The organism is Mesorhizobium sp. M1A.F.Ca.ET.072.01.1.1 (assembly GCF_004023325.1).
In the GTDB taxonomy this organism is placed as follows: domain Bacteria; phylum Pseudomonadota; class Alphaproteobacteria; order Rhizobiales; family Rhizobiaceae; genus Mesorhizobium.
Genome location: NZ_RZSF01000243.1, coordinates 1 through 10,482 on the forward strand (window position 1 = coordinate 1; position 10,482 = coordinate 10,482).

General features: G+C 63.3%; 11 protein-coding genes. 3 read left to right on the forward strand and 8 right to left on the reverse strand.

The features are described from left to right. Both EOA32_RS26480 and EOA32_RS26485 read left to right on the forward strand, forming a co-directional pair. A partial coding sequence (locus tag EOA32_RS26480) for an FAD-binding oxidoreductase (RefSeq protein ID WP_145971356.1) occupies positions 1-1,053 on the forward strand: 1,053 nt, incomplete at its 5' end. Between the two features lie 67 nt (positions 1,054-1,120). Beyond that, on the forward strand, positions 1,121-2,116 hold the full coding sequence (locus EOA32_RS26485; RefSeq protein ID WP_128373281.1) for a 4-hydroxyproline epimerase: 996 nt from the start codon (positions 1,121-1,123) through the stop codon (positions 2,114-2,116). 43 nt (positions 2,117-2,159) lie between these two features. Here the strand turns inward: EOA32_RS26485 and EOA32_RS26490 are convergent, their stop codons facing one another. The 5 genes from EOA32_RS26490 to EOA32_RS26510 all read right to left on the reverse strand — a co-directional run bounded on the left by EOA32_RS26490 (position 2,160) and on the right by EOA32_RS26510 (position 6,604). Then, positions 2,160-2,504, reverse strand: a complete 345-nt coding sequence (locus tag EOA32_RS26490; RefSeq protein WP_128373282.1) for a helix-turn-helix domain-containing protein — start codon at positions 2,502-2,504, stop codon at positions 2,160-2,162. Between the two features lie 243 nt (positions 2,505-2,747). Further along, positions 2,748-3,146 carry a DJ-1/PfpI family protein gene (locus EOA32_RS26495; protein ID WP_189407383.1) on the reverse strand — a complete coding sequence of 133 codons (399 nt, stop codon included), beginning with the start codon at positions 3,144-3,146 and terminating at the stop codon, positions 2,748-2,750. 124 nt (positions 3,147-3,270) lie between these two features. Further along, positions 3,271-4,824 carry a trimethylamine methyltransferase family protein gene (locus EOA32_RS26500; protein ID WP_128373284.1) on the reverse strand — a complete coding sequence of 518 codons (1,554 nt, stop codon included), beginning with the start codon at positions 4,822-4,824 and terminating at the stop codon, positions 3,271-3,273. Between the two features lie 239 nt (positions 4,825-5,063). Beyond that, on the reverse strand, positions 5,064-5,828 hold the full coding sequence (locus tag EOA32_RS26505) for a glucose 1-dehydrogenase (protein WP_128373285.1): 765 nt from the start codon (positions 5,826-5,828) through the stop codon (positions 5,064-5,066). 8 nt (positions 5,829-5,836) lie between these two features. Then, complete coding sequence (locus tag EOA32_RS26510) at positions 5,837-6,604, reverse strand: SDR family NAD(P)-dependent oxidoreductase (protein WP_128373286.1); 768 nt, start codon at positions 6,602-6,604, stop codon at positions 5,837-5,839. Between the two features lie 393 nt (positions 6,605-6,997). Between EOA32_RS26510 and EOA32_RS26515 the strand changes: the two genes are divergently transcribed. Beyond that, entirely contained in the window at positions 6,998-7,909 is a 912-nt protein-coding gene (locus tag EOA32_RS26515; protein WP_095783375.1) for a LysR substrate-binding domain-containing protein, read from the forward strand. A gap of 454 nt (positions 7,910-8,363) precedes the next feature. Here EOA32_RS26515 and EOA32_RS26525 read toward each other — a convergent pair whose 3' ends face one another. The 3 genes from EOA32_RS26525 to EOA32_RS26535 form a co-directional block, all read right to left on the reverse strand. Beyond that, positions 8,364-9,317, reverse strand: coding sequence for an EamA family transporter (locus EOA32_RS26525; protein WP_095783374.1), 954 nt, complete (start codon positions 9,315-9,317; stop codon positions 8,364-8,366). 137 nt (positions 9,318-9,454) lie between these two features. Beyond that, complete coding sequence (locus EOA32_RS26530; protein ID WP_245307429.1) at positions 9,455-10,024, reverse strand: EF-hand domain-containing protein; 570 nt, start codon at positions 10,022-10,024, stop codon at positions 9,455-9,457. Between the two features lie 135 nt (positions 10,025-10,159). After that, positions 10,160-10,482 (reverse strand): FAD-dependent oxidoreductase (locus tag EOA32_RS26535; protein WP_145971357.1); only part of this gene is annotated, 323 nt, incomplete at its 5' end.

Genomic DNA, 10,482 nt, shown 5'->3' on the forward strand with positions numbered 1-10,482 from the left:
GGCGAATATTCCGTCGCCGGTGAGGCCGAAACAAAGGCGGAGATCGCCGAGAACCGCTTCGCGATCGCTTTCGCCGCCGAGGCGGCCTCGGAATACGGGATGTCCGCGCACACCTTCGATCCTTCGGGCAAGATCAATGCCGCGGCGACCGAGCGCGGCATGACGCTCAATGCCAATTACGGCCGCTCGCTCAAGGCGATCGGCGAAGGGCATCGCTTCCTCGACGCGAGCGACATGCGGGAAATTACCGGGTCGTCCTACTATCTCGGCGGCATCCACACGCCCGGTGCCGTGATGATCCAGCCCGCCGACTATATCCGCGGCCTCGCGGCGGGGCTCGCACCGAAAGTCGACATCTTCGAGCACTCGCCGGTGCTCAAGCTCACCCGGGCGGGAGGAGCCTGGAAGGCGGTGTCGCGCACCGGAAGCGTCACCGCGCCGAAAATCATCCTCGGCGTCAACGGCCATATCGATGATTTCGGTTATTTCCGCGGCCGCCTGATGCACATCTTCACCTATGCATCGATGACCGCCCCTTTCACCGCGAAGTCGACGGGCAAGGACCGCTGGGCCTTGCTGCCTGCCGATCCGATGGGCGCCACGGTCCGGAAGATAACCAGCGACGGGCTCTCGCGGATCGTGATCCGGACCCGGTTCACCTATGACTGGCCCGTTCGGGTCAGCGAGAAGCGCCTGGCCGGCATCGCCGCCGAGCAGCGGACGTCACTCGATGCCAGGTTTCCGGACCTCAAGGATGTGCCGTTCGAATATGTCTGGGCCGGACGGCTCTGCCTCAGCCGCAACCACGTGCCGGCCTTCGGCGAGATCGATGACGGCCTTTATTCGGCGTGCTGCGAGAACGGCCTTGGAACCGTCAAAAGCACGCTCGCGGGCGTCATGGCCGCGGATCTCGCGACCGGCACCCGGTCGAACACGCTCGACAAATATGCGGATCAACCGCAGCCCGCGCGGCTTCCTCCCGAGCCGTTCGCGTGGATGGGCATCAACACGGTGATCCGTTTGCAGGAATTGCGTGCTGGCCGCGAGGGATGAGCCTGGCGGGGCATGTGAGGACGTGGCCCGGATGGCGACGTCCACTTGATGGGAAATGAGAACGATCATGCGCCGCAGCTTCTTTTGCATCGACGCCCACACCTGCGGCAATCCGGTCCGGCTCGTCGCCGGCGGCGGCCCCTTGCTGCCGCACGCCCCCATCGCCGAGCGGCGCGAGTTGTTCATGCGCGAGCATGACTGGATCAGGCGAGCGCTGATGTTCGAGCCGCGCGGACACGACATCATGTCGGGCGCCATCATCTATCCGGCCTACCGCGAGGACTGCGATTTCGCCGTCATCTTCATCGAGGTCAGCGGCTGCCTGCCCATGTGCGGCGCCGGCACGATCGGACTGGTGACGGCGGCGCTCGAAGAAGGGCTCGTCACGCCGCGCGTCCCGGGCAAGCTCTCGATCGAGACGCCGGCAGGAAGGGTCGACATCGAGTATGACAAGCCGGGCGCCTTCGTCGAAAGCGTGCGCATGTTCAACGTCGCGAGCTACCTGCATGCCGCCGATGTCGGCGTCGATCTACCTGGTCTCGGCCGGCTCGTCGTCGACATCGCCTATGGCGGCAATTTTTACGCGGTGGTCGAGCCGCAACAGAACTGGCAGGGTCTGGACGGCATGTCGGCCAGCGACATCGTCGAGCTCAGCCGGCGGCTGCGCGACGCGCTGGCGCCTAACTGCGATCCAATCCATCCGGAGGATGACAGGATACGCGGCGTGCATCATGCCATCTGGTGCGACGGGCCTTCAGGCGATGGCGACGGCCGCGGCGCGGTGTTTTACGGCGACAAGGCGATCGACCGATCGCCGGGCGGCACCGGAACGTCGGCGCGCATGGCGCAACTGCATGGCAAGGGCCGCCTGAAGGTCGGCGAGACGTTCCGTCAGGAGAGCCTGATCGGCACGGTGTTCAAGGGCCGCGTCGAGGTGGAAACTAACATCGGTCCGTTCAAGGGCATCAAGCCGAGCATCGACGCCTGGGCGCAGATCATCGGCCACAATACGATCTTCGTCGACGATCGCGATCCGCTCGCGCATGGGTTCCAGATCCGCTGACGGCAAGCGGACACAAGCGCCGGCATGGCTAACCGCCTGGGCCCTACCCCAGGCCAGGCCCGACCCAGGCTGGCACCATCGCGCGACATTGTTGCGGCGAGATGCCGTTGAACGCCCGGAAGCACTTTGCAAAGTGCGAGGCGGATATGAAGCCGCACGCCATGGCGATATCGATGATGGGCAAGCGCGTCCCTTCGATCAGGCGCTTGGCATGGTCTGTGCGTATCCGCAGATAGTGCCGCACTGGCGGCACCTCGATATGAGCAGCAAACAAGCGTTCGAGTTGGCGCCGTGACACTCCGGCCCGATGTGCAACCTCATCCATGGAGAGCGGAAATTCCACATTCTCTTCCATGATCCGCATCGCCATCACGAGCTTGTCGCTCACCCCGGCGAAGGCAAGACCGGTCGGGCCGGTCTGCCGGTTTGAGCCTGAGCGCTGGCCCTCTACGGTCGCATGCCGGCACACCTCTTGCGCGATGTACCCGCCGGCATGACTGCCGATCAGATCGATCGCGAGGTCGAAGGCCGCCAGCTCGCCGGCGCAAGTTGAATATTGTCCGTCTTTGACGAACAGGGAGTCTCGTATTCGCGGCTGATTGAAAACTTCGGAAAATGCGGGGAGCCGAGACTAGTGGATCGTACAACGCGTTCCCGCAAGCAGACCGGTCTGCGCCAGCAGCCATGTCGCCGTTCCAACCGCCGATATCGAAACGCCGCGACGTGCAATCGTGCGCAGAAATCCATTAAGTTGTGGGGTCAGTTGCCGTTCGACCGGTTCGCCCGCCAATATCGCGAGCTGGTCCGGCTTGCGATCGTCCGATTTGCAACCCAGTTCATCGATTGTTGCATCGACTGCAATGGAGAGGGCGTTCGCACCCTCCACGGGCCGAGCGTCCAATCCCGCGATCCGCCAGCGGAACAGTGGCAAGCGCGATATCGTATTGGCGATGCGAAACGGTTCGATATAGGCGTGGAGCGCCAGATGCGAGAAGCCGGGCAACACCAGAACCACCAGGTCGAAGGGCATGTCGGCGATCGCCGAAATCTCCGGCGTGGCGCAAGACTTCATGGCCCTTATGTTCGCGGACGCGTTCATCAGGCGCCGTAGACGCCGATTGGCTTACCGGACGTTCCGGGCTCGGGGGTCACGCTCAGTATTCCTCGTTCAGCGCATCGACCGCGGGGATCTCGCGCGAGCGTCGGTCGATGTAGGCGCGCAGCTCCTCGTCTTTCGCTATATCGAGCGTGGGCTCTTCGTATTCGGCCAGAAGCCTGCGGGCATGCTCGAGTGCCCGCTGTTTGATGTCCTTGGCGCCGTCCGCGTACCACTGCTCGATCGAGTTGTTGTCGAACAGCTTCGGGATGAAGAAGGCCCGCTCGAAATTCGCCTGCGTGTGCGGATGGCCAAGATAATGGCCGCCCGGCCCGACGTCACGCACGGCAGCCAGGGCCTCATCGAAGTCGTCCCACTGGATTCCCTGCGTCATCCGATAACCCATCGAGCAGACCTCTGCATCGACGACGAACTTCGCGATCGAGCAGTGCATGCCGGCTTCGTTCCATCCCGCCGAATGCCAGATGTAGTTCGCGCCCGACATCAGCACCGCCATCATGGTCATCGCGCTCTCATAGCCGGATTGAGCATCGAAGACCTTGGCACCGCCGAGCAGGTTGGACGTGCGCCAAGGCACGTTGTAGCGGCGCGCCATCTGGCCAATCATGAAGTTCATCAGCGATATCTCCGGCGTCCCAGCCATCGGCGCGCCGGATTGCATCGAGACCGTCGACAGATAGTGCCCGTAGATCGCCGGGCAGCCTTTGCGGATCACTTGGGTATAGGCGAGCGCGGAGAGCGCCTCGGCATTGAGCTGCGCGACAGCGGCGGCTGTGGAGGCCGGTGTATTGGCGCCGCCCAGAACGAAGGGCGAGCACAGCACCGGCTGGTTGCGCCTGCAGAAGGCGCGCATGGCGCCGAGCATCACCTGGTCCCAGACCAGCGGCGAATTGCCGTTGCAATTGCCCGTCGCGACCGAGTGTGTCTCCAGGAAGCCTTCGCCGAACAGGATCTCGCACATGTCGAGCACGTCCTCGGCATTCTTGGGCGAAGTCGTCATGCCCATGAACATCTTGTCGGAATGCTTCATCGACGAGTAGGTGATGTGCAGGTGCCGATGCGCGACCACGATGTCCATCGGCTCGACGATGTGGTGCGCCGATGAGTGCAGCGCCGGCATCATGTGGGCCAGCTTGTGAAAGGTCCCGAGATCCGCGATCGTCGGGCCGCGCCTGACATCATCGAGGTCGCGCATGTAGGGCGCACCGGTCATCGGCACGAAGATCGACTTCGGCCCGCCGAGCTCGACATTTTTCGCCGGGTCGCGGGCGAAGTACTCGATCCTGGAGGGAATGGTCTTGATGAGTTCCATGACCAGGCCGCGGTCGAGATGAACACGGTCGTCGGCTCTGACCTCGGCGCCGACCCTCTTCCAATCCTCGATCGCGATCGGGTCGCGAAACACGACGCCCACGTCTTCGAGGATCGCGAGGGAAGCCTCATGAATACGCTCGACCTGTTCGGCATCCATCGGCTCCACAACCGGCAGGCCGCGCTTCAGCGTCGGCAGCATGTCGATCTTCGGTGCCGTGCGGATGGTCCGTCGCGCCTCCCGCCCACCTCTACGAGAAACTTGCAATTGAGCAGTCATGGCGGTCTCCGAGAAAAAAACTTTGCAACCCTTGTGAGCTGGCGGAACTATTGCCGAAACGGGAAGATTTCACCTACTGCAAAAGTCTCACGCGCCTGTTGAGCAAAAGCGCGTAAAGGCCGAAGCTCCAGTGCTGAACAGCCGTCGCCGTCCGACGGTCACGACGCAGGCTTCGGGCCTGGTCGAGCTTGTCCCTAGTTGCGTTGTGGAGCCTGTAACGGATTGCCGAGCTTCCAGCTTTACGAGACCGGCAGCGGAAGCTTCTTTGTGCGGCCGCCGTCGATGACGTAGACCTGACCGGTGACGAAGGCGCTTTCTTCCGAAGCCAGCCAGACCGCGAGGTTTCCGACGTCGGTTGGCTGGCCGAGACGCCCGACCGGATGCATGACAAGCAGTTCCCTGCGGACGCGGTCGCTGTCGGCCATGCTGTCGATGTAGACCTCGCTGAGGTCTGAATTGATCCAGCCCGGCGCGATGGCATTGCAGCGGATACCCTCATGCCCATGGTCCACGGCGACCGCTGCCGTGAAGCCGTGGATGCCCGCTTTCGAGGCCGAATACGCGGGATGCCCCGGATTGGACGCCAGCCCTTCGATCGAGCCGATGTTGACGATGCTTGCAGCGCCGCGCTTGCGAAGATGCGGCATTGCCGCTTTCGTCAGGAGGAACGGAGCCTTCAGATTGATGTCCATCATCTGGTCCCAATCTGCCTCGGTCATCTCGTCGACCGTCTTCTCGAACATGATGCCGGCGTTGTTGACCAGGATATCCAGCCCGCCAAGCCGCTCAACGACGGTTTCGACGGCCGAGGCAATGTCCTGGGAATTCGAAAGATCGGCCTTCAGATAAATGGTGCGCTCGTTGAGGATTTCGTCGGGCGGGGCATTTCGCTGGACAATGGCGACTTTTGCCCCCTCCTCGACAAAGCGCTGGGTAATGCCGGCACCGATGCCGCGTCCGCCGCCGGTGATGATTGCAATCTTGCCTGCCAATCTGTCGGCCATGTGTATCCTCAATAGACAGGCTTTGCGCCGTTGACTTCGACTGTCGTGCCCGCGACGTAGCGAGCGGCGTCGGAACTCAGAAAATAGACCACCTCGGCGATATCTTCCGGCTCGGCGATACGGCCGAGCGGCACGGACCTGTTGAGCTCTGCAATGGCGGTGTCGGGATTGAAACCGCGCTTGGCGAAGCCGGAGCGCAGCATCGGCGTGTTGACCTCGTTCGGGCAGACCGCGTTGACCCTTATCCCGTCACCGGCATGATCGCGGCCGAGACACTTCGAGAACGCCGCCACGGCCGCCTTGCTGGTGCAGTAGGCCGCGTGGCCAGGCCCGGGGTAAAGTCCCCAGCAGGATGCGATGTTCACGATCGCGCCGCCGCTGCGGCCCTTCATGTGACCGATGGCTTGCCTGCACGTGTAGAAGATCGACTTCAGGTTGATGTCGAACGTCCGCTCCCAGTCGTCGTCGGTCGTCTCGAGGATGTTTCCGCGGGTGATGATGCCGGCGTTGTTGACAAGCACGTCCAGACGCCCTGTGGCCTGGATGGAATGGTCGATCAAATCCTCGCAATAGGCCTTGTTGCGGAGATCGCCGACCTTGCTCCAGACATTCTTTTCGCCTCCGTTGAGCTCGACCCCGAGCCTGTCCAGCCCAGCCTGGTCGGCGTCGCCGGCAATCACACGATAGCCGTTGGCAATGAACTGTCTGCAGATTACTTGCCCAATGCCTCCGGCCGCGCCCGTTATCACGACCGTCTTCTTCTCAGTATCCGTCATTGCTCGAGCCATGTTCGTAGGGGAGAGTTCAGTGCATATTCTCGAAACCGCCGTCGAAGGCCAGCGGCGCGGGCCTGCAAAAGACTCACCTCCTTGTTGAGTTGCGCGGCGCCAGAACTCGTAGAGAGGCAGCGCGCAGAAAAATCATTCGCACGCTTTGACGGTATTGACGGCAGGTGCCTCATGGCAGCGGTGTCGGACGCTGATTGGAAGGCGTCGCGGTAGGCGGGGCTGGGCGGGTTGGATTCTCCTATTGTCCGCCGCAGAGGGTTGGGGATCGCCGCCAGCTGTCTAAACCGCTATCGCATCGGCTGCAGGCAGTTTCGGACAAGTCGGGCCCCTCTTGCTCAGGCTGTGGCGCTGCGCGATCATCGAAGTGTTGAGAGTTTGGACATGGTTCGCCGCTATTATGACCTGCCGTCATTGACCGCGTTGGCGGTTTTCGAGGCGTGCGCCCGGCACCTGTCGTTCAAGCTGGCGGCTGCGGAACTCAACGTCACTCCCGGCGCCGTGAGCCGACAGATCAAAGCGATCGAGGACGAGCTCGGAGTGCCGCTCTTTACCCGCCTCGGCAGCGGCGTGGCGCTGACAAGCGCAGGCGAAGATCTTTATGGCGTGCTGGCCAGCGGCTTTTCGCGAGCCGCCGACATTGTCCGAAATGTGAAGCGCGGCGATCGTTCGAAGAACGTTACCCTGGCTTGCTCGGATGCGCTGGCATCGATGTGGCTGATCCCGCGCATGCCGGTCTTCTGGACGCGGCACCCTGACATTTCCGTTGATCACCTGATCTCGGACAATCCTCGCGACTATCGCCGCGCCGAGGTCGAATTGCGCATCCGCTACGGATTTGGGTCGTGGCCGGACGAAACCGCCGAGTTGCTTTTCGACGAGACCATCTACCCGGTTTGCGGTCCGGGCTTTGCGAGCAGGCATCGCGATGCAACGGCGGACTCGCTGGCTGACTTGCCACTGCTGCATGTTGATTGGGTTGATCCTGATTGGGCCGGCTGGGACGAAGTTTTGCGACGCGCCGGCGTGCCCCACGGTTCGACCAGAGGTCGGCGCTTCGGCAAGTTTTTCGTGGCGCTGCAAGCCGCCCAGGCCGACCAGGGCGTTGCGGTTGGCTGGCACCGCCTGGTCAACGCGCAGGTCGACGAAGGCAAGCTGGTCAGATTGACCGATCTCGAACTGCCGGCGCCCGGCGGCTACTATCTCACCTGGAATGACAATCGTAAGCTTTCCCCCGCTGCAGAGAGCCTGCGCAGCTGGATCCGGGAAGTGGCGGCAGAGGAACGAGCGAGCTAGAGCTCGCTGCCGCAGCCTCGGCCAAGCGTCGGCGGGCTGGGCGCGGAGTGTCGGCCACGACACCATCTTCGTCGACGACCGCGATCCGCTGGCCCACGGGTTCCAGATCAGATAGGCGCTTGCTTCGATGCCTTGCCGTAGCCTCGGTCGTCCGAATGGCCGAGCATGCGAAGCGCACGGCCGATATTTACCTAAGCTGGCCAGTCTGGCCATCGTCCTTAGGGATGCGTTTCAATTGTATTAGCATTAGCGCATATTTCTATCAGCCGGTGCCCTCTTAGCGAAGTCCCCGTACTAGGTCCCCGCCGGTTAGGCCCGGTGGCCCTTGCCTTTCGCCACCAAACCCACAAGGGCTCCGGGCCGCTCCCGTGCCAGGGTGTCGACAGACCGTGTCATTCGAACGATCGACCGCGCCGATGCGGTACACGCTTTCCTTGCACTTGCCATCACCGGGCTACGCGACGCGAGCCGCATGCGGCTTCAACATCGTGGCAAGCACGATGCCGGCGACGATGAAGGCGGCGCCGATGAGATCGTAGTCATGCAGGCTCTCGCCGAGCAGCAGATAGGCGAGGATGGCGACGAACATCGTCTGCAGATAGAGCAGCATGCTCGCCCGGCTGGCGCCGAGCGTCGCCACGCTGCGATTGTAGAGATAGTACATCAGGGCGCCGCCCGGGCCCGCCAGGTAGGCGAGCGCGAGCCAGCCATGGGCGTTCAAGGCGGAGCGCTCGTCGTTGACCAGTTCCCACAGATGGAAAGGCAGGGCGACGAGCGCGCCGGCGCCGAGCAGGAGCACCACCAGCGGCAACAGCTCGATGCCGAATTTGGACCGGCGCACCAGCACGGTGTAGAGCGCCCAGCAGAACGCGCTGCCGACGATCCACAATTCACCCAGATTGAACTGGAGCTGGAGCAGCGCCGTCAGGTCGCCATGCGCGACGATGACCAGCATGCCGGCGAGCGCAACCACCGCGCCGAGCGCCTGCCAAAGCCCGAGCGGCTCGCCGAGCACGAAACGCGCGAGCACCATCGTCATGACCGGAGACAGCGCCATGATGATGCCGGCCGTGGTCGCGTCAGTGTCGGCGAGGCCGCGGTAGATCATGCCCTGGCAGAGCGTCAGGCCGATCGCTCCGACGGCGGCGATCTCCAGCGGCCGGGATTTGAGAAGCGCGATCATCGCCCCGTGATGACGATGCACGATCGGCAGCAGGATGGCGCAGGCGAGCGCAAGCCGCCAGAAGCAGAGTCCCCAGGGCGGCATTTCCGGCGCCACCCATTTGGCCGCGATATATACGCCGGCCGACAGCAGCCAGCACAGCACCGCGGCCGGATAGCCGGAGAGCGAAGGTACCGAGGCGGCGGCGGACTGTTCCGCCGGATGAGCTATCGGCACCGCCTGCATGTCATGCCCCCGTTCAAAGAACGTCAGCGCCCAAGGATGGCGGCAATATATCTCAATCCCTGGCCGTCACATATATGCGCTTCCATGGACAGCGGCGGCTAAGATGCTTCGCTCTGGCTGGATGTGCTTCGGCGCCGCTACCGCATGCGCCCGCCACCGGAGCCATGCATGAACGACTGCAGCTCGTCCAGGTCGAGGCTGCCGTCGCCATCCTCGTCGGCGGCGTTGAAGATCCTGCCGACGATATCCTGAACTTCGCCCTGCGACAGTGCGCCGTCGCCGTCGGCATCCACTATCGCGAACATGACCTGCATACGGGCGCGGTGCATCATGCGCGGTCCCATCCGATCAGGCCTGCCAGCCATTCTGTCGCCGTCGCGCCGCGCTTGTCTGTCTTCGCGGTGCCAACGTCCGCCATGCCGGGGTCCCTGTTCAGCCGAACGATCTTCCTGCAGCTTCTCCTGGAGCGCGTCGTCGATCATCTGGCGGATCATCTCGCGCGTCGGACCTGCGGGTTGAGCATTGGCTTCCGGTGTCGCGGTCGGTCCGGGCTTCTGCGGAATCGGCGTGGGCTCCGGCGCAGCACTTGTCTGGGCAAGGACCGGGAAGCTCATGAATAGCAAGGCAGCAGCGGCGGCTGTAGTTCTGTACGGAAGTTTCATCGGGTTCTCCCTTGAGCTGTGACTGTCTCTCAAACTGAGATGCACAACCAACCTGCTCTCGATCCGATGGTTCCGCGCGAAGCGCCGATGGCCCAAGAAGTGTTTCGAGCCTGCAGAATGCCGGCGCGCTCCTAGGCGCGTGACACGGACTTCGACATCCCGCCAAGCTCCATCGCTCAATCACCTAAGAGCAATGTTTCGCGCTGCCGACGGCAGCAGGCTCTCGGTGCCGGGCGCGGAAATCGGGGCGCCGTGAAGAACCCAGTCGGCCGCGATCTGCCCGATCACCGGGGCCAGCTGAATGCCGTAGCCGCCGGCGCCGGCGGCGGTCACCAATGTCGGCTCGGAAGCATCGATCGGGCCGACGAAGGGGCGATGGTCCGCGGACACGGGGTAAAGGCCGGCCCAGCCCCGGCCAAGCCGCGCGCCCGGCAGGTCGGGCAGCCGCTCGAGGAGAAGCTCCGCCAGTCTGACCTTCGATCGTTCCTCGCACTGGTCGTTGT

Bases quoted from the DNA above. Each gene is read 5' to 3' on its own strand.
- EOA32_RS26500 (WP_128373284.1), bottom strand. From the start codon at position 4,824: ATGACTGCTCAATTGCAAGTTTCTCGTAGAGGTGGGCGGGAGGCGCGA.
- EOA32_RS26495 (WP_189407383.1), bottom strand. From the start codon at position 3,146: ATGCCCTTCGACCTGGTGGTTCTGGTGTTGCCCGGCTTCTCGCATCTG.
- EOA32_RS26525 (WP_095783374.1), bottom strand. From the start codon at position 9,317: ATGCAGGCGGTGCCGATAGCTCATCCGGCGGAACAGTCCGCCGCCGCC.
- EOA32_RS26515 (WP_095783375.1), top strand. From the start codon at position 6,998: ATGGTTCGCCGCTATTATGACCTGCCGTCATTGACCGCGTTGGCGGTT.
- EOA32_RS26510 (WP_128373286.1), bottom strand. From the start codon at position 6,604: ATGACGGATACTGAGAAGAAGACGGTCGTGATAACGGGCGCGGCCGGA.
- EOA32_RS26505 (WP_128373285.1), bottom strand. From the start codon at position 5,828: ATGGCCGACAGATTGGCAGGCAAGATTGCAATCATCACCGGCGGCGGA.
- EOA32_RS26485 (WP_128373281.1), top strand. From the start codon at position 1,121: ATGCGCCGCAGCTTCTTTTGCATCGACGCCCACACCTGCGGCAATCCG.